General features: G+C 68.7%; 26 protein-coding genes. 18 read left to right on the forward strand and 8 right to left on the reverse strand.

All coding sequences use genetic code 11. From position 1 onward, the window contains the following. The first annotated feature begins 502 nt into the window (after positions 1–502). Positions 503–2650 (forward strand): UvrD-helicase domain-containing protein, encoded by a 2148-nt coding sequence (locus tag FXF52_RS18050; protein WP_148798084.1) that lies wholly within the window; start codon positions 503–505, stop codon positions 2648–2650. An 11-nt stretch (positions 2651–2661) separates the two neighbouring features. Here the strand turns inward: FXF52_RS18050 and FXF52_RS18055 are convergent, their stop codons facing one another. Continuing rightward, complete coding sequence (locus tag FXF52_RS18055; protein ID WP_148798085.1) at positions 2662–2994, reverse strand: hypothetical protein; 333 nt, start codon at positions 2992–2994, stop codon at positions 2662–2664. A gap of 194 nt (positions 2995–3188) precedes the next feature. Between FXF52_RS18055 and FXF52_RS18060 the strand changes: the two genes are divergently transcribed. Next, the gene (locus FXF52_RS18060; protein ID WP_148798086.1) at positions 3189–4061 is read left to right on the forward strand and encodes a hypothetical protein; all 873 of its coding nucleotides are present in this window, start codon (positions 3189–3191) and stop codon (positions 4059–4061) included. Positions 4062–4398: 337 nt separating this feature from the next. Here the strand turns inward: FXF52_RS18060 and FXF52_RS18065 are convergent, their stop codons facing one another. Then, positions 4399–5634, reverse strand: coding sequence for an MFS transporter (locus FXF52_RS18065; protein ID WP_255472084.1), 1236 nt, complete (start codon positions 5632–5634; stop codon positions 4399–4401). Positions 5635–5715: 81 nt separating this feature from the next. Between FXF52_RS18065 and FXF52_RS18070 the strand changes: the two genes are divergently transcribed. From FXF52_RS18070 to FXF52_RS18080, 3 genes are all read left to right on the forward strand, one after another. Further along, entirely contained in the window at positions 5716–6591 is an 876-nt protein-coding gene (locus FXF52_RS18070; RefSeq protein WP_148798088.1) for a LysR family transcriptional regulator, read from the forward strand. Positions 6592–7835: 1244 nt separating this feature from the next. Further along, complete coding sequence (locus tag FXF52_RS18075; RefSeq protein WP_148798089.1) at positions 7836–8306, forward strand: UPF0158 family protein; 471 nt, start codon at positions 7836–7838, stop codon at positions 8304–8306. Positions 8307–8715: 409 nt separating this feature from the next. After that, the gene (locus FXF52_RS18080; protein ID WP_148798090.1) at positions 8716–8976 is read left to right on the forward strand and encodes a hypothetical protein; all 261 of its coding nucleotides are present in this window, start codon (positions 8716–8718) and stop codon (positions 8974–8976) included. A 167-nt stretch (positions 8977–9143) separates the two neighbouring features. Here the strand turns inward: FXF52_RS18080 and FXF52_RS18085 are convergent, their stop codons facing one another. Then, on the reverse strand, positions 9144–9470 hold the full coding sequence (locus FXF52_RS18085) for a hypothetical protein (RefSeq protein WP_148798091.1): 327 nt from the start codon (positions 9468–9470) through the stop codon (positions 9144–9146). Between the two features lie 189 nt (positions 9471–9659). Between FXF52_RS18085 and FXF52_RS18090 the strand changes: the two genes are divergently transcribed. The 4 genes from FXF52_RS18090 to FXF52_RS18105 all read left to right on the forward strand — a co-directional run bounded on the left by FXF52_RS18090 (position 9660) and on the right by FXF52_RS18105 (position 12154). Then, positions 9660–9944 carry a hypothetical protein gene (locus tag FXF52_RS18090; RefSeq protein WP_148798092.1) on the forward strand — a complete coding sequence of 95 codons (285 nt, stop codon included), beginning with the start codon at positions 9660–9662 and terminating at the stop codon, positions 9942–9944. Between the two features lie 269 nt (positions 9945–10213). Continuing rightward, positions 10214–10999 (forward strand): hypothetical protein, encoded by a 786-nt coding sequence (locus FXF52_RS18095; RefSeq protein WP_148798093.1) that lies wholly within the window; start codon positions 10214–10216, stop codon positions 10997–10999. A gap of 26 nt (positions 11000–11025) precedes the next feature. Further along, positions 11026–11244 carry a hypothetical protein gene (locus FXF52_RS18100; RefSeq protein WP_148798094.1) on the forward strand — a complete coding sequence of 73 codons (219 nt, stop codon included), beginning with the start codon at positions 11026–11028 and terminating at the stop codon, positions 11242–11244. Continuing rightward, a complete protein-coding gene (locus tag FXF52_RS18105) occupies positions 11231–12154 on the forward strand; it encodes a restriction endonuclease (protein ID WP_222870561.1) in 924 nt (307 codons plus the stop codon). The genes FXF52_RS18100 and FXF52_RS18105 overlap by 14 nt, the downstream gene beginning before the upstream one ends. Positions 12155–12300: 146 nt before the next feature. Here FXF52_RS18105 and FXF52_RS18110 read toward each other — a convergent pair whose 3' ends face one another. Further along, positions 12301–12504 (reverse strand): DUF397 domain-containing protein, encoded by a 204-nt coding sequence (locus FXF52_RS18110; RefSeq protein ID WP_148798095.1) that lies wholly within the window; start codon positions 12502–12504, stop codon positions 12301–12303. After that, positions 12497–13387: a helix-turn-helix transcriptional regulator gene (locus tag FXF52_RS18115; protein WP_148798096.1), complete on the reverse strand. Its 891-nt coding sequence runs from the start codon at positions 13385–13387 to the stop codon at positions 12497–12499. The genes FXF52_RS18110 and FXF52_RS18115 overlap by 8 nt, the downstream gene beginning before the upstream one ends. Positions 13388–13656: 269 nt before the next feature. Here FXF52_RS18115 and FXF52_RS18120 point away from each other — a divergent pair, with 269 nt between their 5' ends. The 6 genes from FXF52_RS18120 (at position 13657) to FXF52_RS18145 (ending at position 17439) form a co-directional block, all read left to right on the forward strand. After that, positions 13657–13956 carry a DivIVA domain-containing protein gene (locus FXF52_RS18120; RefSeq protein ID WP_148798097.1) on the forward strand — a complete coding sequence of 100 codons (300 nt, stop codon included), beginning with the start codon at positions 13657–13659 and terminating at the stop codon, positions 13954–13956. Continuing rightward, on the forward strand, positions 13953–14204 hold the full coding sequence (locus FXF52_RS18125) for a hypothetical protein (protein ID WP_148798098.1): 252 nt from the start codon (positions 13953–13955) through the stop codon (positions 14202–14204). Before FXF52_RS18120 ends, FXF52_RS18125 begins: the two co-directional genes overlap by 4 nt. Positions 14205–14280: 76 nt before the next feature. Further along, entirely contained in the window at positions 14281–14643 is a 363-nt protein-coding gene (locus tag FXF52_RS18130) for a DUF1330 domain-containing protein (RefSeq protein WP_255472085.1), read from the forward strand. A gap of 769 nt (positions 14644–15412) precedes the next feature. Beyond that, a complete protein-coding gene (locus FXF52_RS18135; RefSeq protein WP_148798099.1) occupies positions 15413–15616 on the forward strand; it encodes a cold-shock protein in 204 nt (67 codons plus the stop codon). 80 nt (positions 15617–15696) lie between these two features. Then, the gene (locus FXF52_RS18140) at positions 15697–16722 is read left to right on the forward strand and encodes an acyl-CoA desaturase (protein WP_148798100.1); all 1026 of its coding nucleotides are present in this window, start codon (positions 15697–15699) and stop codon (positions 16720–16722) included. Between the two features lie 42 nt (positions 16723–16764). Further along, positions 16765–17439, forward strand: a complete 675-nt coding sequence (locus tag FXF52_RS18145) for a methyltransferase (protein ID WP_148798101.1) — start codon at positions 16765–16767, stop codon at positions 17437–17439. A 3-nt stretch (positions 17440–17442) separates the two neighbouring features. Here the strand turns inward: FXF52_RS18145 and FXF52_RS18150 are convergent, their stop codons facing one another. Both FXF52_RS18150 and FXF52_RS18155 read right to left on the reverse strand, forming a co-directional pair. Further along, positions 17443–18828, reverse strand: coding sequence for a DEAD/DEAH box helicase (locus tag FXF52_RS18150; RefSeq protein ID WP_148798102.1), 1386 nt, complete (start codon positions 18826–18828; stop codon positions 17443–17445). 179 nt (positions 18829–19007) lie between these two features. Further along, entirely contained in the window at positions 19008–19226 is a 219-nt protein-coding gene (locus tag FXF52_RS18155) for a hypothetical protein (RefSeq protein ID WP_148798103.1), read from the reverse strand. 88 nt (positions 19227–19314) lie between these two features. On the opposite strand from FXF52_RS18155, the gene FXF52_RS18160 reads away from it, so the two are divergent. Both FXF52_RS18160 and FXF52_RS18165 read left to right on the forward strand, forming a co-directional pair. Further along, positions 19315–19665 (forward strand): hypothetical protein, encoded by a 351-nt coding sequence (locus FXF52_RS18160; RefSeq protein ID WP_187413568.1) that lies wholly within the window; start codon positions 19315–19317, stop codon positions 19663–19665. Positions 19666–19669: 4 nt separating this feature from the next. Then, entirely contained in the window at positions 19670–20188 is a 519-nt protein-coding gene (locus FXF52_RS18165) for a hypothetical protein (protein ID WP_148798105.1), read from the forward strand. A 291-nt stretch (positions 20189–20479) separates the two neighbouring features. On the opposite strand, the gene FXF52_RS18170 is transcribed toward FXF52_RS18165, so the two are convergent. Next, the gene (locus tag FXF52_RS18170) at positions 20480–23815 is read right to left on the reverse strand and encodes a ThuA domain-containing protein (protein WP_370518000.1); all 3336 of its coding nucleotides are present in this window, start codon (positions 23813–23815) and stop codon (positions 20480–20482) included. 222 nt (positions 23816–24037) lie between these two features. On the opposite strand from FXF52_RS18170, the gene FXF52_RS18175 reads away from it, so the two are divergent. Continuing rightward, a complete protein-coding gene (locus FXF52_RS18175; protein WP_148798107.1) occupies positions 24038–24442 on the forward strand; it encodes a hypothetical protein in 405 nt (134 codons plus the stop codon). Positions 24443–24452 lie beyond the last annotated feature (10 nt).

Genomic DNA, 24452 nt, shown 5'->3' on the forward strand with positions numbered 1-24452 from the left:
GACCTGACGTAGCCCGCCAGTTGGTGTTCGGCCTCCTGAAGGGGCCGGCCGGCCGGGAGCCGCTTCTTGACCTCGATGACGGTGAAGCCGACCTCGATGTCGATGCGCCCGCCACGACCGGCCGGAGCTTCAAGGTCGACGTCGAGTTCGGAGTCGCCGAGCCCGAAGTCGCCGGCCAGCAGGAGCTGCCGGATGTCGGCTTGGAGGGTTGCCTCGCTGCGCGTGGTGCGGCGATCGGCGATGCGTGCTACCAGGGATTGCAGCGGATCGGGGAGGCTATCGGAGCTTTCCGGCCTGACCGAATTGTGGCGGCTCCGGTTTCCGTTGGGCGTACCGTCCGAGCGTGCCCTACATCAGTTTGGATATTGCGTCCAAGAGATCGCGAACTACTGTCAGGTTCTCGACAGGCACGGATCGTCACTGGACGTCGTCTGGCGCGGCTGGCCGCCGGTACGGCGGTAGGGTCGCACTCACCGCCTCGATCGATCGCGCAGGAGACTCCGTGCCGCAGCTTGCCTTCGCCAACAGTTTCTGGCAGAGCTACGACGTCCTGGAGAAGCCGGTCAAGGCCGGCGTACGCAAGGCGATGGACAAATTCCAGCAGCTCAGCATCGCCGAACTGCACGCCGACAAGGGCCTGCACCTGGAGTCGGTGAACAACGCCCGGGACCCGCGGATGCGGACCATTCGCATCAACGACTTCTGGCGCGGGGTGGTGCTGGCGCCCGACGACGGCAGCGACACCTTCCTGTTGCTCAACGTCGTGCCGCACGACGATGCGTACACCTGGGCCGCGAAGCGGCTCTACACGGTGAATACGGCGACGCGGGCGCTGGAGGTGCGCAATGTCGTCGCCATCGAGCAGCTCACCCCGGCGCTCGAAAAGGCGGCGGCGGAGGCGCCGACGCTGCTGTTCGCCCGCTACTCCGACACGGTGCTGCGCCATCTCGGCATCGACGACCAGGTGCTGCGGGCGGTACGCACGATCATCGACAAACTGCAGCTGGAGGCGTTCGGCACGCTGTTGCCCGAGGACCAGTTCGAGGTGCTGCAGTACCTCGCTGAAGGCTTCTCGCCGGAGGAGGTCTATCGCGACGTCGTGGCCGAGCGCAGGCCGGCGAACGCGACGCCGGAGCCGAGCGAGAGCCTGGCGGTGGCGATCGCCAACACCGCCAACCGCATCACGCTGGTGACTCGGCCGGACGAGCTCGCCGAGATCCTCGACAAGCCGTTCGCGGCCTGGCGGGTCTTCCTCCACCCGTCGCAGCGGCGCGTCGCGTACCGGGTGTCGTACAACGGGCCGGCGCAGGTGTCAGGCGGGCCCGGCACGGGCAAGACGGTGGTCGCGCTGCACCGCGTCAAGCACCTGCTGTCCCGTTCCGCCGACAGCCGCGTGCTGCTCACCACGTACACCAATGCCCTTGCCGCGACCCTGCGGGAGAACCTGGCACTGCTCCTCGACGACGAGGAGCGGTTGGCGCGGGTGGAGGTGACGACGGTGAACGCCTTCGCGCACCGCACCGTGCGGAGCCTCGCCGGGCGGGTGCCGGCCCCGATCGGGGACGCGGACGAGCGGCAGGTGTGGCGGCGGGTGTGTCGGCGGCTCAGCCTGCCCTGGACGGAGCAGTTCCTGGCCCAGGAGTTCCGGCACGTGATCCTCGCCCATAACGTGCAGACCCGGGAGGAGTACCGCGCGGCCAGCCGGCGGGGGAGGGGATCGGCGTTGGGCCCGCGGCAGCGCGACCGGGTGTGGGACGCAGTCGAGATGTTTCAGAAGGAGGTGTCTGCGGCCGGCAACGCCACCCACCTGCAGATCTGCGCCCAGGCGGCGCAGTTGCTCGGCGGCGCCGACCTCGCCGTTCACGGCTACGACCACGTCGTGGTCGACGAGGCGCAGGACCTGCATCCCGCGCAGTGGCGGGTGCTGCGGGCGGCGGTGTCGCCCGGCCCGGACGACCTTTTCATCACCGGCGACCCGCACCAGCGGATCTACGACTCCCGGGTCTCGCTGAACGCCCTCGGCATCTCCGTCGCCGGGCGCAGCAGCCGGCTGCGGGTCAACTACCGCAGCACGGAGGAGATCCTCTCCTGGTCCACGGGAGTGCTCGTCGGGCCGCGGGTCGAGGACCTCGGGGGTGACGGTGACGACAGCCTCACCGGCTACCGGTCGCTGCTGCACGGCAAGCGACCCCATGCCGTGGGGTATCCGACGAGCCAGGCCGAGGTCGCGGCGCTCGTGCAGCGGGTGGGAGAGTGGCTGAAGCAGGGCGTCGCGGCGAGTGAGATCGCGGTGTGTGCCCGGTTCAACATCACCCTGGGCAACGTGCAGGAGGAGTTGGCCGCCGCCGGGATTCCGGCTGTCCGGGTACGGGACCAGCCCGGGGCGGACGTCGACGGGGTGCGGCTGGCCACCATGCACGCGATGAAGGGGCTGGAGTTCCGGTGCGTGGCGGTGGTCGGTGTTACGGCCCGGGCGATGCCATTCGCCAAGGAGGTCACGCCGTCGGAGGTGGACCCGATGCAGCACGAGAGCGACCTGCTCCGCGAGCGCTGTCTGCTCTTCGTGGCGAGCACTCGGGCGCGGGAGGCGCTGCACGTGTCATGGAGCGGGCAGCCCAGCACCTTCCTGGCCTTTGCCGCTGAGCGCTGACGCAGGTGCGGTCAGCGCGCGGCGGTGTAGCAGCGTTCGCGCTCCTTCTGCCACAGCACCTCGTCGTCGAGGTTTTCGTACTCGGAGCGCAGCCGGCGGGCGAGCGCGTAGAAGCCCTCGTGCGGCCGGCCGCTGTCTTTGCCGACCACGAGCGCGCTCCAGATTGGCTCGCCTCGTTCAGCGGCACGCTCCGAGACCTGGGCCAGCGGTTGGCTCAGGAAGTTCGCCTGCAGGCCGACCCGCTTTCCGAGCGGGCCGTAGCCGATAAGGCCCTCCGCGACGGCAACCCCGTAGAGGATGTCGGCGATACGGTCGACGCGATCCATCTGGAAGATCTCAGGCATGGGGAGAGGCTAGTGACAGCGATCCAGTGTGGGCAATGGGGGTTGGACCCTCGCCCAGCGCTGGACGTCTGCTGGCACACCTGATCCCCGAGAGCTTTGAGCAGCATCGGTGGCCATCGTGGCGGGAGAGGGCGGCACGGCGTTCCGACCCGATTGGTGGCTCGACCCGTCCACCTGTGCGTGGCCTGAGGGACATGCTCGATGCGAGCATGGTCGCTGTGGCGAACGATTGTGTCCCTGTTCCGAATCGTCTCCATGAGCTGCTGGCGCGGTGGAACAACGACGGACGCCAGCCCCAGAATGGCGTCGGGTGGAACCGTTCCACATGGCAGGCAACCCTGCCGGAGCATCGCGCGCTTCTCGCCCAGCTGCCGGACCGTCTCGACCGCGAGTACGTAGCGGAGCGTGGGGGCCGCGCCGCTGATGGTGAGGATGCCGCCGTCCAGGCGTTCGTAACAGCGATGGTGTGGGGGTACGGTCCGGTCGGATACGGCGCGTTCCGAACCGCCCGGGTACTGCGCGAGAACCACGACGCGCCCCGGATTCTTCGCGAGGTGGCGTCGAAGACGCGCCGCGACGGCGGGGCGGAGGCGTTCGAATGGCTGAAGCAGCATCGCCTGCGCTACCTCGGCGTCTCCTTCGCCACCAAGTACCTCTTCTTCTCCAGCGGAGCGGAGGCATCGCCCGCGCTGGTGCTCGACCAGCGGGTGCAGCGGTGGCTCTGGCAGCACGCCGACTGCCACTTCAGCCTGAACTGGAACGTCGAAGACTATCGCCGCTACCTGTGTCTGGTGACCAAGTGGGCCAGAGAGCTCGAACTCAGGCCGGACGAGGTGGAATACCTGATGTTCGCCGACGACGGCTCGCAGCAGACTACCCCTGAGGAGGTCTCCGAGGAGTCCGACGAATTCGCCGTGCTGGACGCTCTCGACGAGGCTGCTGCCGCCTTCGCCGCACTGCCCGGCGACATTGACCCGAACGACGTTGAGGACTTCGAGCGGGGCGTACGGCAGCTGCGGCGTATCGTGCTGGCTCGCGGCTTCACTCGCCGCGAGCTGCCGGAGTGATCATTCCCCGGGTCAACTGGTGCGGGCGGGCGCCAATCAGGACGCCCGGCCTCCGCTGCGACCCGTGGCACTCACCGGGACCGGGGGCGGGTGTCAGGGTGCGGACGCGGAATGGCGAGCCAGCCCGGACCTCGCCCAAGGAGTGTTCGCCAGACATGCCATCAGTCCCCTGCGCTTGAGGTGGTGAGGCTGGTCAGGGACCATGAGTGACGACTGGCTACTCTCGGCCAGCCGTGCGGCTACCGCATTCCGACCGACGCACGTCCGATTCGACCAGCCCGGCAGGTTTCGTCAGCGCTATGCGGGTACCCGTCTCGTTGTCCACAGCGGAGACACATCAGCGTCGACTGGGATCCAGCGAGGGGGTGTGCCGCAGCCAGATGGCGAGAAGGCTGGCGACGAGCAGAAGCGCCAGCGCGAGGAACACCACCCCGGCCCACGCGCCGCCCGACCAGGCGCGCCCCGCAAGGCTGCCGAAGACCGACGACCCGAGGTAGTAGGCGAACAGGTAGAGCGAGGCGGCCTGTCCGGAAGCGGCGCCGCCGGCGTGCGCGCGGGTCGGGACCCAGCCGCTGGCCACCCCGTGCACCACGAAGAACCCGGCGGTCAGCACCGCCAGGCCGAGCACGACGACCGGGAGCGAGCCGGGCAGGGTGAGCAGGAGCCCCGCGACGGTGATCAGGCAGCCGACCGGCACGACTGTACGGCGGCCGAAGCGGTCCGCCAGCCGCCCCGCCACGGCCGAGCTGACCGTGCCGACCGGATAGACCAGGAACACCAACCCGGCGGCGCCGAGCCCCAGGTGGAACGGCGCGGAGATGAGCCGGAAGCCCATCGCGTTGTAGACCGCGACGAACGCGCCCATCGCGGCGGCACCGATGGCGTAGAGGGCAAGCAGGCCGGGGTCGGAGACCGCGCGCCGGGTCACCGCCAGCAGGTGGTCGACGCGCGCGGGCGCCGGGACGAAGTTGCGCGACGGGGGCAGGGTGAGCCGTACGACGGCCGCGCAGCCCAGGCCGACGAGGGCGATGCCGACGAGCGCCCACCGCCAGCCCGCCGCGTCGGCGATCCCACCCGTGACCAGGCGTCCGATCATCCCGCCGAGCGCGGTGCCGCCGATGTAGAGCCCGGCCGCGCGAGCGTGGGTGTCAGGATGCAGTTCCTCCCGCAGATAGGCGGTCGCGACGGCGGGCAGCCCCGCGAGCGCCACACCCTGCACCAGGCGCAGGCCGAGCAGCACGTGCCAGCCGGGCGCGAACGCGCAGGCGAGCGCCACGACCGCGGATACGGTCACCGAGAAGTGGATCAGCCGGGTCCGCCCCAGCACCTCCGACAAGGGCCCGGCCACCAGGAGCGCGACGGCGAGGCCGGCGGTGGTCAGCGAGAGCGACAAGGTGCTCTGGGCGGCGGAGACGGAGAAGGCGTCGGCGAGCTCGGGCAGCAGCGCCTGCGTGCTGTACATCAGCGCGAAAGTCGCCATGCCGGCGGCGAAGAGCGCCGCCGAGACCCGGCGATAGCCCGCCTCCCCCGCCCGGTGGCCCTCCTGCTGTCGTACGTCTCCGAGCAGAGTCACCATCCCACTGTCGTCCACCAGTGGACATACAGCAAATGCATGAAACGTCTGGCTGCCATGCGGCAGGCGTATGCTCATCCGGTGTTGATCGACGACCTCCGGAAGCTGCTCTCGCTGGCCGACCACGAACGGATCACCGACGCCGCGGCGGCGCTGCGGACGAGCCAACCCAGCCTGTCCCGGCTGCTCGCCCGGGTCGAGCAGGAACTCGGCACCCGGCTGTTCGAACGGGACGCCAAGGGCGTACACCCCAACCCGTACGGCGAGATGGTCCTCGCGGCGGCGCGCGACATCACCGACCGGTACGACCTGCTCCGGCGCGAGCTGGCGGACCTGTTGGACCCCGAGTCAGGCACCGTCCGGCTGGCGTTCCTGGACTCGATGGCCACCTCGCTGGTGCCGCGGATCCTCCACGACTTCCGCCGGGCGGCACCCCGCGTCCGCGTCGCGCTGCGTCAGGAGCCGGGCCACGAGATGCTGCATGATCTCGCCACGGGCACCGCCGAGCTGGCGATCACCTCGCCGCGCCCCGCCGGCGAACACGGCTGGCTGCCGTTGCAGCGGCAGCGGTTGACGCTGGTCGTACCCAGGGGGCACCGCCTGGCCGCGCGGCGCCAGGTGCGGTTGGACGACATCGCGGACGAGGACTTCGTAACCGTCCCGGCCGGCTTCGGGTTCCGTACCCAGGTCGACGAGCTGTTCCGGGCCGCCGGCGTGGTGCCGCGAGTGGCGTTCGAGATCGGCGATCTCGCCACCATCGAGGGGCTCGTCGGCTCGGGGCTCGGTGTGGCCCTCCTGCCCGAGCAGTTCGCCGGGGCCTCCAACACCGTCGGCGTCCCGGCCACCGCGCCCGGAGCCGAGCGAGTGGTCGGCCTCACCTGGCGCACCGACCGGGCGCTGGCCCCGGCGGCCGCGCGGTTCCTGGCCTTCGTCCGGCAGGCCGGCTCCTTCGACTGACCTTCGGCGCGCCGTGTCTGTGAGGCGAGCGGGCGCTGCTGTCCGCAAGCCCGCTGTCTGACAGAATCTGACCGGACCTCACAGGACCTGACCCGACCTGACAGGACCTGACCCGACGGGTGGGCCGGCAGCTGGTCTGCAGAGAACCGAGGGCAGGTCCAGATCGGCGGCGCTGTCGGCCCTGACGGAGGCTGACAAGGGTGCAGCAGCGGTGTGGAATCCCGCGACCGTCGCGGTGGCCTGCGGGCTATGCGGCGACCCGTGCCAGCGGTCGAAAAGGGGCCTGTCGTGGGCGCTCGTCGCCGCCGAGCCGGCCCCGTGGTTGTCAGCCCGCGTGTGGGGGCTCGGCTGGGTGCGGCATCGGGGGCTCGGTTGGGGGCGTCGGCGATTCGAGGCCCCAAACGAGCCTTACCGGTCTGCCCTGTCAGGCGGCTGAGCTGCGGAAACAGGATCCGAATACGAACCCACCGGCAAGATCAACCCGTCCCGACTCCCTAATGCTTCTTAGGGATCCCCAGGGGTTCTTACGCCGAGTACGCCACGATGGAGACCTCGACTACCTGGCGAGGCACCCCCGGAAATCGCCTCGGCCCGACTGGGATTTGCTGGTTCGGGCGATGGCGGCCAGCGCAGCCCTCCACGTCGAGCGGGTGGCGATATTGCCAAGGTCCGCTACCCGTACACCGACGGTCATACCGAGCGGCTGCTCCGCGCCTCCGGCCTCCCGTACTCCATCGCGCGCTGGCCGGTTCGCGGAGTTCTTCCTCGGCTTGATCAGGCAGGCCTGGACGAGCACCGACGGGACGGTCGCGCTTCCGGCCGCCGACGGTCGCGTATCCCTTGGGCACGAAGTGACGTGGCGTGTGGCCTGGCCGCCTTGGCGCGGCGTGAGCCCCCTGCGAACGGGCACCACGACGTGATGGGGCCGGAGAGCTTTACGTCGAGGCGATCGCCTCGGCCGTCACCGGCACGCCGTCACCGCGCCGGCCGTTTCGCCAGCGCGTTGCTGCGCCTCGGCGAGGAGCCATGGTGGACCTACACGTGCACGGGCATGTTCGAGTCCATCCGCCAGGGCCGCTGGGCAGCGGCCTCCGACGCGGTCACCGAACTGACCGGCCGCGAACCGGCCTCCCTCCGGGCGCGAGCCTGGGTCCAGGAGCCGGAACGACGTGATCCGCCCAAGCGTGGTTTGCGGCGTATTCTCGGTGGCTTGAGAACTGCCACGGCTGGCGAAGGCGGAACGGATGCGCGATCCCCACGACTTCGACCTTGAGGAGATCGCTACTGCGCTGGAGGACCAGAGCGCGTACGAGCACCGGTGGCTGATCGACCCGGCAACGGGAGAGGTGCTGCTCTGGACCGCCGATGGTGGCATCGATGGTAAGACGCCCGTCGACCTCGACGAACTCGATGTGGTGCCCATCGACCCGTTGCCGTCCTACGTGTGGTATGAGGACATGGTCGACTTCGCGGACCTGCTCAGCGACGAGCGCGTCAGCCGACGACTGCATCGAGCGATCGACGGCAGGGGCGCCTTCCGGCGCTTCCGGAACGAACTGTATGAGGAGTACCCGCACCTGGTGTCGGTGTGGCAGGACTTCCGCAACGCGCGTGCCCTCCGGCGTGCGGTCGAATTTCTGGCGGACAACAACCTCATCGCGGAGGATGCGGCGGAGCGGGCCCGGGCCGAGCACCCTGATCCGGCGGTGCCGTGATCCGCAGCGCCACCGAATGACGTCAGGGCCGCAGCGAGTCGCTCGCCTCCACGTCTATGGCCGCGATCAACGCAGGAGAGCAGTCGCATAGGCGCCGCCGCCGTACACGACAGCAAGGGCCGCACGGGCACGTCCTCACCTTCGCCCGGGGTGTCTGGGCGGCATTCGTCCGCGCGCCCCGTCTTCGCCCTGAGGCGCAGGGCGGGCGTGGGCCCGGAGTGCCGCGCCGGGCCACGCCGAGGTACCTGCCAACCGATGTCATTCGGCACATGATCGCCAATCGGTAAGCCCACATCGCGACCGGACGGCCGGGTGGCTCCTTCCGCCTTTCGTAGGATGCTCCGCCGGAAGGTGATCTGGTTGTCTTGCCAGCTCAGTCACAGGTCCACAACAGACGGGGAGCGACGAGATGCGAGAGATCACCATTCGCCTCGGTGTGGACGATGACCAGTACGCCGACGTCGTGAACGCCATCTGGATGCAGATGAACCTCATTGGCTGCGACTTCACCGTCACGCCAGACCACCGGGCCGTTCCGCAGCTCGACAAACGCTGGGACGAATACAGCCAGGTGTCGTGGGCGGCAGGTGGTCGACGCGGTACCCCACAGGCGATCGCTGCCGCAGCGGACCGGACCGGCACCCGCGATCGTGCCGCCTCGGACGAATGACAAGGCAACTGGGAAGGGCCAACCAGCCCGCTGAACGAGCCTGTGTCAACTGCGGCGAAGCCGTCCAGGGCCAGGCGAATTCCCGCCATCGCGGCCCGGATATAGCGTGGTTCGTCCACTGCCACCCCTGCGCGGATCTGGTCGGGGACCAGATGGAACCGGTCGACCTATTGCCGGACGACAGCGGCGCCGAGGCCTACCGGTGCCGAGACTGCGGCACCCACCGAGTCTGCCGTACGGGTTGGCGGACCCGATGCCACGTCTGCCTGGACGACCGCTCCGCCGGTCTCGCCCTCGCGGCCGGCGAGCGGCTGCTGTCCCGGCTCCCACTTGAGCCCGCCCTCGCGGACCAGGTACACCGGTTCGCCAGCCTGGCTGCCGCGGACGCCATTCCCGCTCGCGTCGCCGCCGAGTTCCAGGCCGCGATCGCATTCGGCGAGGAGCTCGACCGGTGCCGCCGCGACGGCTGGGCTGATCTTGTGGGTGACGTACACGGGCTCCCGTGGTACGGCGCACGGCAGGGGACCTCATCCCACGGGACCTGGGGCGTCCACGCCCGCTGTGGGTCGTGGCAGAGGCTCCGCGACCGAGCCTGTCCGAAGTGCCCGCCGGAGCCGGGGGATCGGTCGTTTGCCGCGCTGCGAGACACGTCCTACCTGCTGTACCTGGTCCGGCATCGCGGCGTGCTGAAGTTCGGGGTCGGCGGCGCGCGTCGGGTTCGGCAGCATTTGCTAGCAGGCGCGGAAGTGGTCGAGGTTGTTGAAGGCCGTCACGCCGACGTGATCGCTGCCGAGGCGATCCTCAAGCGGCAGAAGCGGGAGGCGGCGGTGCCGCTGGGAATCTGGCGGACATGGCGGATGCCGGCCTCGTTTGGAGCGGGCACCGAGGTGGTCAGGGCCGATGTTCGAATCCGGCTTGCGGATGTTCTGACCGCCGGCAGGGATGTCACCGATCGCTTCGCGAGGTAGGTGGCAGTTGCCAACTGCTCGTGGCATCCAGCGACGACCGGTATGGACCTCGCCGGGTCGCCTGTACGACCTGGCCTGCGCCCAACTGCCCGCACGGAGGCATAACGCCAGTGGTGGGCAGGCGGCGAGGCCGTCCGGGGCGACCGCGATACACGGCGGGCAACGCCCATGCCCGGTCCGTGCCGACCGCGTAGCATCGGCTACTTATTGATGATCCGCCGCAGCAAGGGCACTGCCTGACTTCCCAACCCCTGCCGAGAGGAGGACGGGTGTCCCCGTCCGATCCCCCCTTCCACCTCTGGATCGCCGCGGACGACACGCGAACCGTTGCCGCACTCGCTCCGCTTAAGATGTCCAGGACGCCGCTCAAGCACGAGTGGGGCAGCATCACCGACCTGCGCGCCGTACCGGTGCCACCGAAGTCTCCCAACATCGCCGGCATCATCGTGCTCGCCACCCTGGTGCTGATCGGTGCCGTCGGGCTGTGCCTCAGTGGCGCACCCTTTCTGGTGATCTTCATCCTGGCCGCGCTTGCGCTGGCTATCGGGTTGGCTGCAACGACATCGAAAGCCCCGGCTGCTCGAGTGGTGGCACCGGACCAGGAGGCGTTCCCGGCGCTGCACCACACGTTGGGTGAGGATGAGGAGCGCGAGGACTTCTTCGACCTGGTGGAGTCGGCCGAGCGGGCCGGCCGTGCCCTGCCAGCCGTTGAAGAGGTAATCGATCCGGCCGAGGGCGGGCAGTTGCTTGCCCAAGTGTTGTGGGAGGCTGCCGACGTGCTCAGCCGCCGGCAGCAGCTACGCCCGCAGGTGGTGCGCCAGCAGCAGCGGACACCAACCGCTTCGCCAAGCAGCCATGCTGCCCAGGCGTTGGCCGAACAGCGGGAGAAGGTGACGGCGCTGTGGGATCAGACCGAAGCGGAGCTGGCCCGGATCCGGACCGCCCTCGAACTCGCCGCCGTCGCCGCGGAGAACGCCGCCCACGACCCAGACGCCATCGACGCGGTTCGTGAGGCGTACCGGGAGCTTGCTGACGTGTACGGCGAGCGTTTCTAGGGATAGGCGCGTGCAGGCGCAGGAGCGTGTCGCTGAGCAGTACGAGCTTACGTAACCCGCTCGGCCAGTTGGCGTGGGCGACACAGCCCGCCAAGAAGCTTCAGCGCCTGCTCGTCGATGTTCGTCGCGTCCAAGGCCTGGCTTCGCATTGTGTGGTGGAGATCGAGGCACTACTGACCCACCTCATGCGCCTTGACGAAGGGGCGCGAGAGGATCGCCCGGAGGAGAACAGTGGCAATTCCTGACTTTCAGTCCTTCATGCGGCCTGTGCTCAACGCTCATGCCGACCAGAAGCCGCACGCTGTGGCGGAGATCCGGGAGGCGGTGGCGACCGCTCTCGCGATCACTGATGAGGATCGGAAAGTGATGTTGCCGAGTGGGCGAGAGCCCCGGTACCTCAACAGGATCGCATGGGCTATCACGCATGTTGCACAGGCAGGACTGCTGAACAGGCCTGCGAGGGGCGTCACTGAGATCACTGAGCGGGGGAAGGAAGTCCTCCGGGCACACCCGGAACGGGTGGATATCAAAATCCTCATGGGCTTCCCCGAGTACGTCGAGTTCCGCACCCGTACCCGAGTGCGGCAGCCAGGCGCGGCGCTGCAGGAGCAGGGAGAGGAAGTAAACGTTGAGACGCTGGCGCCTCGTGAGGCAATCGAAGAACTCATCGAGGCTGCTCATTCAGCAGTCGCGGCGGAACTGCTAAGTCGAGTGGTAAGCCAACCGCCAGAGTTTCTCGAACAACTCGTGCTGCGTCTTCTCGTTGCTATGGGTTACGGCGGTCTAGAAAGAATGATCGAGCACATCGGTGGGCCGGGTGACGGCGGGCTGGATGGCCTGGTGCGGCTCGACCCACTTGGCTTGGACGTTGTTTACGTGCAGGCTAAGCGTTACACCGACCGGCCTGTCGGTCGCCCCGACATTCAGGCATCCGTCGGAGCGCTTCAGGGTGCTCAAGCCAACAGAGGCATCTTTATCACCACAAGTAGATTCAGCGCTGACGCAAGGGATTACGCGGACCGGGTAAACTCTCGGCTCATCTTGATCGACGGTCCGGAGCTCGCCAGGTTGATGATCGTTCACGGCTGCGGAGTAGTAACCGAGGAGACCTACATCCTCAAGCAGATCGACGAGAACTTCTTTTCGGAGGCCTGAGTCGGTGCTCGCTCCGTGGATCGACAAGACCTGCCTGTGGCCGCCACTGAGCGCCACTGTCGCCCAGATGTTCCGACCTTGCGTCTCTGACAGCGCGGTGCGCCCGGGCAGAGAATAGGCGAGCTCCTTGAATTGCACGAGTTGAATCAGCGGACAGGTATGTCGCACTTGACAGCGGCCACGAAAGCAGACCAGCCCTGCGGCGTGAAGGTGAGGGCTGGGCCTGCAGGGTCCTTGGAATCGCGGACGGCGACGATGCCGGGGAGGTTGGTGGCGACCTCGACGCAGTTCCCCCCGTTGCCGCCGCTGCGGGTGCTCTTGCGCCACATGGCGCCAGCCAGGTCAGTCATGCCGTACCTCCCCGATGATCTTCTTGATCATGTCGGTCGATTGTGCCTCATCAAGGGCCAGCGCCTCCAGGCTCTTCCACGCGGCTCGATATGCAGCCAGCTCGTCCGGCTTGTCGAGGTAGATGGCACCGGTAAGCGACTCGCTATAGGCGACGGACGGCTCCGGCGCGGCCCGACCGCCCTTCGTGGCGGGGAAGTCCAGGATCACGAAGGAGCCGGCGACCGCTCCCGAGTGTGGACCGACGGCGAACGGAAGCACCCGCACTGACACGTTTGGCCGTTCGGCGGCCTCGATGAGCCGGCTGAGCTGACCGACCATGACTCCACGGTTGCCGACGGCGCGGCGAAGCACCGCTTCCGAGAGCACCGCGTCCAGTCGAGGCGGCTTCGGTAGCCGGCGGCTCAGCAGGCCCTGCCGCTGCAACCGCACCTCGACCGCCCGCTCACGTTCCTCGTCAGTGGCCGACGGCCGGTCGAGTCGAGCCAGCCCGAGGGCGTATTCACGTGTCTGCAACAGGCCGGGGATCAGCGTCTCTTCGTACTGGCGCAGGTGAGCCGCGGCGGATTCCAGGCCGACGTACAGTTCGAACCAGCTCGGCACGGCGTCTCCGTACGCGTGCCACCAGCCCTTCGACTTCGTTTCCGCGGCCAGGCCCTTCATCGCCTCGGTCATCTCTTCCGAGACCCCGTACAGCTCGCACATCGCCTTGACGTCGAGCGCCCGGACTGCGCCCAGGCCGCACTCGATGCGCCAGATCTTCTGCCTGCTGTATTCGAGGGCCTCGGCGGCGCCGTCCAGGGTCACGCCGGCCTCGGTGCGGTACTGGCGCAGCAGCCGGCCGAGCTGCCGGCGTGGCACGGTCGACCCGAGATCCTCGGCCATTCGAACACTCCTAGATTCCGCCCTGCAACACTGCGTGACGCCGCTCTGCAACAGCTACAGGTTTCAGTAAAGAAAGTCAATACATCTGGCGAGAAATCCGCTGTGGAACGTTGCGCTGCTGCTTGACGGTGTCACAAGCTGACCACAAGAGCCGTGCTGCCGTACCGCTGAGTGGAGCTGCGGTGGCAGGGCCGGGGTGGGTCTGCCTGTGCGGGGAGGGCGGGTGGCCCCACCCCATCCACCCACGGCATGCGAGGGGAGTCTGCGGGATGATCGTCCGCTACCAGCGACCGGCCCGGGGGAGCGGGGCGACCTACCGCTCCAGCGTGTATACCAGCTTGCTGCCGTGGCAGGTGCGCGAGCGCCGCTTCAAGCCGGTCGGGCTTGGACGCCGCGGCCTGGAGCCCGACGAGGTCTACAAGTTCCTCGACCGGGTCGCCGGCGACCTGGCCGCCGTCTACGCCGCCCTGGCCGCCAGCCGCCGGGAGACTGCCGTCATCAAGGACGCCCTGCGCCGCTGGCAGTCCGACCAGGCCCGCGCCCGCGACGCCCGGGGACACGAGCGGTGACCCAGCGGTACGTCATCCACCTGCCAGTCGTCGCCGCCGACCTGCCCGACGCCCAGCGCCTGGCCCGGGTGGTCGGCCGCTGGCTGGTCGTCCTGCCACAGACCGAGCCAGGCGGGATCACCGTCTCCGCCGAGGACGACCAGAACCTTCGCCATTGGGTCTTCTGCGACCTGCTGATGCCTGGCGGCCGGCGCTGCCTGCTTCGCGCCGACGACGAGGGGTCCTGCTCCCGCCGGCTGCGGCGCTGATCCCGCCCGGCAGTGCCTATCCGGCACGCGCGGCGGGCCCACCGCTGACCTCACGCCCGATCGAGCCGCCGGTCAGGTGCCCGCTACGCTTCCCGGGGAAATCCAGCAGGAGAATGCCCATCCGGATGAGCGGGAGACAGCGACGGTGCCGAAGGCATACTGGATCAATACCTCCCGGTCCATCAGCGACGAGGAGAAGCTCGCCGCCTACATTGAGCTGGCCGGGCCGGCGCTGCGCGCCGCCGGCGGCACGTTTCTGGCGCGCGGCCTGCCATCGCACGCGTTCGAGTCCGGCCTGATGGAGCGTACGACGCTGATCGAGTTCGACAGCGTCGACGCCGCGGTTGCTGCCTACCACAGCCCCGCCTACCAGGAGGCGCTGCGGGCGCTCGGCGACGGAGCCGAACGCGATCTGCGCATCATCGAAGCGGCGCCCTGATCCCGGGCGACCGGCCTGCCCAGACGGCAGGACGTACCGCCCGGCTGCCCTGCTCACGGGGCTCAGCCGACGAGCGGGCTGAAGCTGCGACCGTCGAGCACGTTGATCAGCTCGTCGTCGCGTCCCACCTCGTAGCCCGCTGCCGTAGCTGGCTACCAGTTCGGCCTAGTGCCTAAGCGGGTCTGGAGGATGTCGCCGTTGAGGGCGGTGAACTCTGCCTTGCCGAAGCGAGTAGGCAGCAGCCTGAACGCCCGCTTGGTGGCCATCGGGGGCCAGTCCCCGTCCTCAACGACACCAACCTGGTTGATGTCGGCTTGTAGCGACCCTCGCGCCGCCACTTTGCCGTTGTCCGGCCGCCCTGCCGTGGGAGCACGTGGTCGTCGTGCAGCGCGACGCGAGCAGCAGTGGGGCGATCAGGGCCCACAGCGGCGGGATAGACACCAGGAAGACGACGGCCAGGATCAGCGGCAGGACGGTGCGCGTCGCGGCTGTTGGCCGCGTTGGTGCACACCACGTTGGCGGTCTGTCCGGCGATCAGGGCGTGGGTGCCGGGAAGGGGAAGTAACTCGTGTCGTCCGGCTTGTGCCCTATCCGAGGGTGGTACGGTGTGTCCCGTTGCAGTTGCTTTCCGAATATTTGCCAGCGCGTGGTGGGTAGCTGACCCGGCGGCGCTGGTGGTTTCCGGTCATCTCCGGATGTGGGCGATCAACACCGCGACGTCGGGGTCCGCACCGTGCGGGTCCCGAATCCAGCCTTCCAAGGAGAAGACATGGCTGTCGGCATTGTGAAGTGGTTCAACGCGGACAAGGGCTTCGGGTTCATCACCCCAGACGGCGGTGGGGCGGACGTATTCGCCCACTTCTCGGCGATCTCCTCGAACGGCTTCCGCAGCCTCGATGAGAACCAGCGCGTCGAGTTCGACATCACGCAGGGCGCCAAGGGCCCGCAGGCCGCGAACATCCGCGCCATCTGAACCACCGCCGGCGCGTGCCTACCGCGCCCTCGCTGGTTGGCACGCGTCGGCGTCTGCGCAGCACCCGCCGGGAGGCGCTCATGTCCACAGCGCCGCCGCAAACCGGCAACGGAAGCCCGTACGCCCATCTCCTGCACCAGATCCGTGGCGCCGGACTGCTGGAGCGCCGCACCGGGTACTACATCTGGAAGATCGCCATCACCGGTCTGCTGTTCGCGGCCGGCTGGGCGGCCTTCGCGCTCATCGGGGACTCGTGGTGGGTACTGATCGTCGCCGGTTTCCTCGCGTTCGTCTTCACCCCACTCGGGTTCCTCGGCCACGACGCCGGACACAGGCAGATCTTCGCGTCCCGGCGGGCGAACTACCTGCTCGGGCTGCTGCATAGCAATCTGGGCATTGGGGTGAGCTACGGCTGGGGGGGGGGCAAGCACAAACCGCCCCATGCCCACCCGAACACCGACGGCGCCGACCCGGACCTCGAGATCAGGGCGCTCGCGTTCACCTCCCGCCAAGCCGGAAACCGTGGCCGCATTGCCGCGTTCGCGTACCGCTACCAGGCGTTCTTCTTCTTCCCACTGCTTCTGCTCGAGGGCCTCAGCCTGCACGTGAACAGCGCGCGCGCCCTGCTGCGCCGCGGCGGACGCCCCCGCGCGTGGGAATCGGTGCTGCTCGCCAGCCACGTCATCGGTTACCTCGGCGCGGTCTTCCTGATACTTTCGCCGGTCCGCGCGGTCGTGTTCATCCTCGTCCAGCAGGGCATGTTCGGGCTCTACCTCGGGTGCAGCTTCGCGCCGAACCACAAGGGCATGGCGATCCTCGCCGCCGGTGACCGCACCGACTTCCTACGCCGCCAGGTGCTCACTTCGCGGAACGTGCGCGGCCACTGGCTGACCGACTTCCTGCTCGGCGGCCTGAACTACCAGATCGAGCACCACCTGTTCCCCAGCATGCCCCGGTCGAACCTGCGCCACGCGCAGACGATCGTCGAGTCGTTCTGCCACCGGCACAGCCTTACGTACTGCCAGACCGGCCTGTTCGAGTCGTACGCCCAGGCGCTGCGCCACCTGCACGCGGTCGGACGTACTCCTTGTTCGGCGGGCGCCTGAACCGGTCGCCTGACCGGCGACCGTCCATGAACGGAGCATGTCTTGCCTACGCCGACCGGCGCTCTGCTCACGCCCTTCGTCGCGTTCCGCGCCGACGAGTTCGACGGACTGCACCTCGCGCGTCTTCCGTTTGTACCGGAGATCCGCCTGTACCTGGCCGATGACGCGATCGTGCTGCGGGCCAGGTTGGAAGCGCGGATCGGACCGGGCCTCACGCCGTTCTGGGCGAACGCCTGGGCCGGCGGCCAGGCCCTCGCCCGGTACGTCCTGGACCATCCGCAGGTAGTGGCCGGCCGACGGGTGATCGACGTGGCGTGCGGCTCCGGTCTGGTCGCCATCGCCGCAGCCAAGGCGGGCGCCGCCGAGGTGACCGCCAACGACATCGACCCGTACGCACTGGCGGCCGTCGCGATGAACGCCACGGCCAACGCGGTCAGCGTGGCGGTGAACGAGGGCGACCTGCTCGACGGCGACGGCGGCCTTGCCGACGTGATCCTCGCCGGCGACGCCTTCTACGACCCAGAGCTGACCGCGCGGATGCTGGGGTTCCTACACCGCGCCGCCGACCGCGGCGCACGTGTCCTCGTCGGTGATCCCGGCCGGGGGCACCTGCCCCAGGATTGGCTGAAGGTAATGACCAGCTACCAGGTACGCGGCTTGGGCGCCGCCGAGGACGCCGAACTCACCGAGGTCTCGGTGCTCGGCCCCGCCGCGTAAGGGTCAGCGTCCACCGCGGCGAGCGCCCGGCCGGGCCCGGGCGGAGAAGGCCGCCGCACTGGATCGCGCTGGTGCGGATCGTGTCGAGGTCATCGGCGCCGGCTTGCCGCCGCGTCGGCTCCGGCCGTCGTGGGCGAGCTGCGCCTCGTGCCGCGGGCCGGCGGACCGCGGTACGGGCTGGGGGACCAGCGCCCGCTCCCCCGGGGCAAGTTCGCGTAGCAGCGCGTCACCCGGGCGCAGCCGGGTCGTAGTCGCCGTGATGCCCGCCTTGCGAGTCAACTCCTGCACCTCGGGCACCTGCCCGTCGGTCATCAGCGTCACGACGGTCCCGGCCGCCCCGGCCCGGGCGGTACGGCCCGAGCGATGCAGGTAGGCCTTATGCTCCACGGGCGGGTCGGCGTGCACGACGAGGGCCACGTCGTCGATGTGGATACCCCGGGCGGCGATGTCGGTGGCGACCAGCGTGTGCACCTCCCCGTCGGAGAACGCCCGCAGGTTCCTGGTGCGCGCGGCCTGGGCCAGGTTGCCATGCAGTTCGACAGCGGCCACACCGGCCGCGACCAGCCGGCGGGCGAGCGTTTTCGCGCCCCGCTTGGTACGCGTGAACACCACGGTCCGACCGGGCGCCGCGGTCAGCTCGACCAGCACGGCGAACCGGTCGTCGGCGTGGACGTGCAGGACGTGGTGCGCCATCGCGGCGACCGGCGACAGCGCCGAGTCGACGCTGTGCACGACCGGATCGGTGAGGAACCGCCGCACCAGGACATCGACGCCGGCGTCCAGGGTGGCGGAGAACAGCAGACGCTGCCCGCCGCGCGGGGTCTGCTCCAACAGCCGCCGTACGGTGGGCAGGAAGCCGAGGTCGGCCATGTGGTCGGCCTCGTCGAGCACGGTGATCTCGACGGCGTCCAAGTACGCGTTGCCGGCCTCGACATGGTCGGCGAGCCGGCCCGGGCAGGCCACCAGGACGTCGACCCCGGCGCGCAGCCCGGCGATCTGAGGTCGGGCGGCGACGCCACCGAAGATGGTCATCACGCGTAGCGACAGCGCCTGCGCCAGCGGCGCCATCACGCTGTCGATCTGGGTGGCCAGCTCACGAGTGGGTACGAGGATCAGCGCCCGAGGGCGCCCGGCCCGCCGTGGCGTGGCGGTGGCGGCCAGGCGGGTCAGCACCGCCAGTACAAAGGCATAGGTCTTACCCGAACCGGTGCGGCCTCGGCCGAGCACGTCCAGCCCAGCGAGCGCGTCGGGCAGTGTCGCGGCCTGGATTGGGAACGGCCGCTCCACCCCGGCCGCGGCCAGCACGCGGATGAGCGCGTCGGGCACGCCGAGGTCGGCGAAGGCCAGGTAGTTGGACGAGGTGGTCTGGCGTGGGCGGCGTGCCGCCATGACGGCTCCGAACGTCGAAGGGACGTCCCGCCCGGCGCTGACCGTTCGGCCGCGGCGCGTGGCGTGGGACATCGAACCCGGCCGCCATGCTGGGCGAGCCGCGCTGTCAGTCTACTCGAACCAGCGATCGGACCATGCTGCCTGCTGACAGGTGGTGAACGAGTATCGGCGCCGGCCGATCAGGGCGCCATGACCTGCCACCGGCTCTGTTCGTCCATCCATGCCCCGGCCAGGATCTCCGCCGACCGCAGGCCAGGGCACGGGTAGATCTTCGACCGACCAGCGCCGCCGCCGGCTCGGGCCTCGACCTCCCACGACTCGCCATCGGTACGGATGTACACGTCGCGGCGCCCTCGCACGGTGCGGTCGCCGTTCCACCAGTGACGCTCGGTTCTCACCCCCAGACCGTATAGCACCACGTCCGAGTGCGGAACGGTGACGATCTTGGTTACTCCAACGTTGACGAGGTGGCCGAGCACCCGTGGCATGATCCGCGCCCGCCACGGCGACCGGCTGGTCGTCCTGTCCGGGCGCGGCATGGCGGCCCTGGGACTGATATCTCGCGGCGCGGTTCGGTATCTGCACGTCGTCGAGCCATCGCGCCAGGGGCACCCGATCCCGCCCTTCCCGGGCCGGCCGTCGCTCAGCATCGTCTCCCTGCGGCACAACGTACCCGGCCCGACGGTGCACATCACCGACGACACCGGCCGGGAGATCCGCGACGGCCAGACCGGCGCAAGCCGCGTAAGTGAAACATCGCCCATGGTCGGCTACCTCACACGCGGCGGCATCGACGCGCGGTCGGCGGCTGGCAGACAACGTCGACTGCTTGAATGAGGGCGTGACTGATCCGCGCGTGGTGGAATCCCTAAGCTTTGGATACTCGTTCGACGCGGAGGACGCGCGCCGGCTGCGGTTGCTCGATGAGCGCGGTGCTGAGCTTACGATCGTGGAACCTAGCCGGGGCGCAGAGAAAGCGACGTGGCCGCCCCGATCACGGGTTCAGGCCTTCCAGGCCGACGCCGTCACGGTCACGCTGACCACCGGTGAACGGTTCGAGTTTGTGAACGGCAGGAAAGCGCCCTGCCGCCGACGCAATGCCGGCACCACATGGACCCTCCAGGGACGCAAGTACGAAATCGTCCACACAAGCTCACGTCAGGCACAGCTCCGCCGAGACGACGTCGTCCTCGCCTCGGCGCGCTCCTCCTCCCGCCGGTACGGCCCCGTCCGCACGACGATCGAAGCAGAGTGCGACGTCGCTGACCGTATCGGAGTCGTGCTCCTCGAACAGGTCATCCGCCCCGGCCGGCCGATGGCATTCTTCGCAGCTCTCGACATGCTCGCGATGGCAGGGTGAGGCCGATGCCCGGCTCCGGCGTCGCTAACGTGGCTGCCCGGATTTCTAGCGGCAGACGACGCCCCTTCTGCCACTGGCCGCTGGCCGCGCGCCTCTGACGGACTGCCGAGTCCGCCCCGGCGTCCGGCAGAGTAAGTGACTCGGTGTAACAGCGGCAGCCGCGGTGAGGCCGCTGCCTCCGGCATTTAGCGACTGCCCGGAAGACGCGCGTCGGCCCACAGAGGCCTGGGCCTGGTGGCCGGGCCTGGACGGCGTGTCCGGGCCCGACCCACCAGGCCAGCAGGCCTTAACTCATCCTCCTCCGACCGTGACTGTCGCGATCATGCCGACCCACTGCCCGCTGCTGTAGCCGGCGTGGAGCCTGCAGATGACCGTCCAGGTCCCTTCCCGATCGAAGGTGTACGAGACCGGTGGACCTCCCGGCGAAACGGGCCCGTTGGTGACCTGGAAGATGTCGCCGCCGTTCGGGTCCGGATTGCCGCCGGGTGGCACGAGCCAGACGTCGTGTGGGAACCGCGCATCCGCCTCGTTGAAGTGCCAGGTGACGGTGCCGCCGCGGGCAATCTTGCAGTTGTCGGGACTCCACTGCGTGCCCGTGGCGTTGATGTCGCACGTCGTGGGGAGCGTCCCGCCGCCGTCACGCACCGTGAAGGTGGCGCTCTGCGGGTTGGAGGCGTTCCCGAGGCGGTCGGTGGCTCGATAGTCGACTGTGTACTTCCCCGCGTCCTTGAACGGTACCGGCCCGTTGTAGGCGGTCCACGCTCCGCCGTTGACGCGGTACTCGACCTTGTCCACGCCGGCACAGCCGACATCGTTGGCGGTGAGGCTCAGCGTGGCCGAGTCGATATAGGTGTTCTGCTGGTCGGGATCGGCCTGGCCCTGAATCTGGTGCGAGACCGTCGGTGCATCGGTTTCCTTGCACTGGTCGGCCTCGGGCGTGAACTCGATCTTGATCAGCTGCATCTTCATTTCGGGGTTGATCTGGTTGCGGCAACAACCGAAGGTCCAGCGCCCCATGTAGAGTGCGCCGTCGGGCCCGAATCTGGTCGGGATCACGAAGCTGTTGTTCGGCGTGCCGAAGTGGTTGACAGGCAGCCAGTCGTTGACCCGGAGCATCTGGTTGTTGTCCTGCCGCAGGCGGACCTCCTTCCAGAACCCGTTGTCGGTGCCACGGTTAGTGATCAGCCAGGAGCCGTCGTAGTAGGGCGGGAAGGCGCCGGGACCGCGGCTGTCCTTGTATCGGTAGACCGGGCCGGTGACCGGCTGCATCCCGCCTGCGCCCAGGTCGCCGAAGTCCTTCGGATCCTGGCTTCCGGGGTTGCCGGGGTACTTGCGCCAGACCGTCGCTGGTTTCGCGGGACCTGGGATCTCATCGAGGCCTTGGAATGTGGGTTGCGAATTAGTACCGCCCGGCGGCGCCCAGGTCAGGTCGGACGGGAGCTTGTCGAGCGAGCAGTCGTACTGCTGACCGGTTGAGGAGTTGGCCTCGTAGTTCCAGCGCCAGGTGGTGTTGATCTTCGAGTTGTCACCGACGCAGAACGGCCAGCCGTAGAAACCGGGCCCGTCGACCTTGTTCCACTCGCAGACGCCGGCCGGGGCGCGGTCGGGCTGGTCCACCGAGTTGTCGTGGCAGAACTCGCCGACGACGACCGAACCCGGGTTGGCGGGGTCGGTGTGCACCGTGAACGGCTGCCGGAAGCCCATGCCGTAGATCTCCGGTCGGGTGTTCGGGGTTCCCGGCGCGAACATGTTGCCCTTCGGGACCGTATAGGTCTTGCCCAGGCCGGGATCGGGTGCGCGCCCTGGGGTCTGCGGCGGGCCCTCGCGCGGTTTGATGCGCAGGATCTTGCCGCGCAGGTCGGCGGTGTTGGCCGCCGTCTTGCGTGCGTCCCAGCGCTCCGAGGCGCGATGGTCCATCGGCGTGTAGCGGTTGTGGCCGGGCGCGTTCGGGGAAACGTCGTCGCCGACGCCGACGTAGAGGTTGCCTTCGGAGTCGAACACCAGGCTCGCGCCGCCGACATGGCCGGGGCCGTTGTCGGTGGGGCCACCCGGGAAGCCCGAGGGTTTGCCGGAGATCTTCGCCTTGGGCACGCGCAAGATCTGCCGCTCCATGTATGGATGTGCCGGGTCCAGGTGCTTCGGCCCGCCTGGTGCCGGCTCGAAGGTGGTGCCGGTCTTGTTCAGCGTGAAGCGGCTGACCAGGTTGTAGCCGACCGTCTGCTGGTTGCCCGTGGTCGGCCAGTCGCCGGGGTTGCGCGGGGAATAGTAGACGTAGATGTCGCGCTTGTCCGGCTCCGACAGGTCGAAGCCCGGCTCCAGGCTCATTCCCAGCACGCCGTCCTCGGAGTTGCCGTGGTCGGCGCGGGTCGGGATCGTCGCGACCGTCGTCGAGTTGTTCGGCGGGCCGTTCGGATCGTGCATCTTCACGTAGCCCTCGGACTCGTACCCCGGCTTGGGGCCGATCTCGGTCCAGTAGACCTTGCCGTCCGACGCCACGTCGAGAGCCATCGGGCCGTTCACATTGTCGACCAGGGTCGTGCGGGTGAAGTTCGACCACACGGTGCCTGAGCAGTCTGTCTTCTTCCCCTCGCCGGCGACCCAGCGCACCCCTCCGACGATCTGCTTGATCAGCGGGTTGTCGCCGCCGTTCTCGGTGTAACGCACGCCGAAGTGGCCCTGCGAGGTCACCCAGGTCCGCCCATCGTTGTAGGGCCGCGGGGTGCCGGTGCCGTCCTTGACGCTGCCGCCGTCGTAGAGCTTGCACCACGTCGTGGGGTGGTCCTGGCCCATGGAGTAGGTGCCGGTGTTGTAGGTGCGCTCGTCGAAGGTCGCGAGCACGTGGTGGTCGCCCCGGACGTTGCGGGCGAAGTTGTAGTGCTCGTCGGCGATCTTGTAGGTGTCGGGCAGGTCTTTGGTAGAGAGGTGGTTGTGGTCGGCAACCTGGACGGTTGCGGCGTTGCCGGTCGCCGACCCGCTCGAGTGGCCGCGCATCGTCGTGCCGACGACGCTGTCCGGCCCGCCGTCCCACCAGTCCCACACGGACACGCCGGCGCCGGCGTCGGTCATGTTGTGCACGGCCGCGATCCCGCCGCCGTTCTGGGTGAAGCGGATCAACGCCTCACGCTGGGCATGGTCGAGGAGCGGTCCGGGCCGCCGGCCGCCGGCCCACGACCACGACGCGTTCAGCAGCAGGATCGCGTCGTATCGGGCCAGGTTCTGGTCGGTGAAGATCCGGGGGTTCTTGTCCGGGTGGTCGCAGTTGTTCGGGCCGCCACCGTTGTTGTCGCAGTCCTCCCAGTCGACCTCGTAGCCTGCGGCCTTGAGAGCGTCCTGCAGCACTGGCCGACCGTTGTTGATCCCATCGGTGTGCCGGTACCCGGTCGTGCCGGTGTAGATGAGGATCCTGTTGCGCTCCTCCTGGGCAGGAGCCGCAGGGAGGGTGCTGCTGGCTTGCCTGGTGCTTGTCGCCGGGCCGGCAGCCGCCGGGTGGATGCTGCTAGGAGCCTGTCGGGTGCTCTTCGCTTGGACAGCGGTCGCCGGGGCGAGCATCTGAGCCCCAAGAGCGACCGCGATCAAAGCGATTCCAGGATGCTTCACCCTCCGCGCAGGCAGCGCGGCGTTCCACATGCCACTCACTTCCTCTCCCAATGCGGCGGCTACCAGCCCCGCGGTCGGAGCGACATGGTGCGACCGCCTGAAGGTTAGGACGTAGCATGTCCTCCTTTTGACGGATGGTCAAGAACTTCCGGTTGCGACCAACAAAAGATCACTCGCGAGCAACGGTAGTTTTGTTGATCGGAGACGTTAGCTGTCTTGAACCAGACGATTCGCTCCGCTAGCGTCCCTGCCATGGGTGGGCAGAGGGTTCACAGGCGGCTTCTCAGCGTCACTGCGGCCACAGTTGCGATCGCCGTCGGGGCACTGGGTCTGGCGGGATGCAGCGACGATTCCGGGGAGGCGACGGGGCGGGAGCGCGACCTGACGGCGCTTCAATGCCCGATGGTGGAGACGGGACAGCACACGGGCGTCAGCCAGTACCGGCCCGCGAAGAACGCCTTCGATACGGCGGAGCTGCTCGGGATGCAGCTCGCTGAGGCCCGTGAGAAGGCGGCCCGTCACGACTGCGAGGTCGTCGTTGCGCGCGAGGACGGCAAGAGCCAGCCCGTGCCGATAGAGATCGACCCGACGAGGATCTATGTCTACATCGAGCATGGCGCCGTCAGCGACATAGAGGGCGTCGGTGGTGGGCTCTAGGGCGACGACC

The sequence above is a fragment of the Micromonospora sp. MP36 genome, from assembly GCF_008119785.1.
Classification (GTDB): Bacteria; Actinomycetota; Actinomycetes; order Mycobacteriales; family Micromonosporaceae; genus Micromonospora.

Excerpts from the sequence above, each read along its gene's own strand:
- FXF52_RS18055 (WP_148798085.1), bottom strand. The coding sequence starts at position 2,994 with ATGCCTGAGATCTTCCAGATGGATCGCGTCGACCGTATCGCCGACATC.
- FXF52_RS18075 (WP_148798089.1), top strand. The coding sequence starts at position 7,836 with ATGCGCGATCCCCACGACTTCGACCTTGAGGAGATCGCTACTGCGCTG.
- FXF52_RS18135 (WP_148798099.1), top strand. The coding sequence starts at position 15,413 with ATGGCTGTCGGCATTGTGAAGTGGTTCAACGCGGACAAGGGCTTCGGG.
- FXF52_RS18110 (WP_148798095.1), bottom strand. The coding sequence starts at position 12,504 with ATGACTGACCTGGCTGGCGCCATGTGGCGCAAGAGCACCCGCAGCGGC.
- FXF52_RS18160 (WP_187413568.1), top strand. The coding sequence starts at position 19,315 with ATGATCCGCGCCCGCCACGGCGACCGGCTGGTCGTCCTGTCCGGGCGC.
- FXF52_RS18140 (WP_148798100.1), top strand. The coding sequence starts at position 15,697 with ATGTCCACAGCGCCGCCGCAAACCGGCAACGGAAGCCCGTACGCCCAT.
- FXF52_RS18115 (WP_148798096.1), bottom strand. The coding sequence starts at position 13,387 with ATGGCCGAGGATCTCGGGTCGACCGTGCCACGCCGGCAGCTCGGCCGG.
- FXF52_RS18060 (WP_148798086.1), top strand. The coding sequence starts at position 3,189 with ATGCTCGATGCGAGCATGGTCGCTGTGGCGAACGATTGTGTCCCTGTT.
- FXF52_RS18170 (WP_370518000.1), bottom strand. The coding sequence starts at position 23,815 with ATGTGGAACGCCGCGCTGCCTGCGCGGAGGGTGAAGCATCCTGGAATC.
- FXF52_RS18120 (WP_148798097.1), top strand. The coding sequence starts at position 13,657 with ATGATCGTCCGCTACCAGCGACCGGCCCGGGGGAGCGGGGCGACCTAC.
- FXF52_RS18150 (WP_148798102.1), bottom strand. The coding sequence starts at position 18,828 with ATGGCGGCACGCCGCCCACGCCAGACCACCTCGTCCAACTACCTGGCC.
- FXF52_RS18080 (WP_148798090.1), top strand. The coding sequence starts at position 8,716 with ATGCGAGAGATCACCATTCGCCTCGGTGTGGACGATGACCAGTACGCC.
- FXF52_RS18175 (WP_148798107.1), top strand. The coding sequence starts at position 24,038 with ATGGGTGGGCAGAGGGTTCACAGGCGGCTTCTCAGCGTCACTGCGGCC.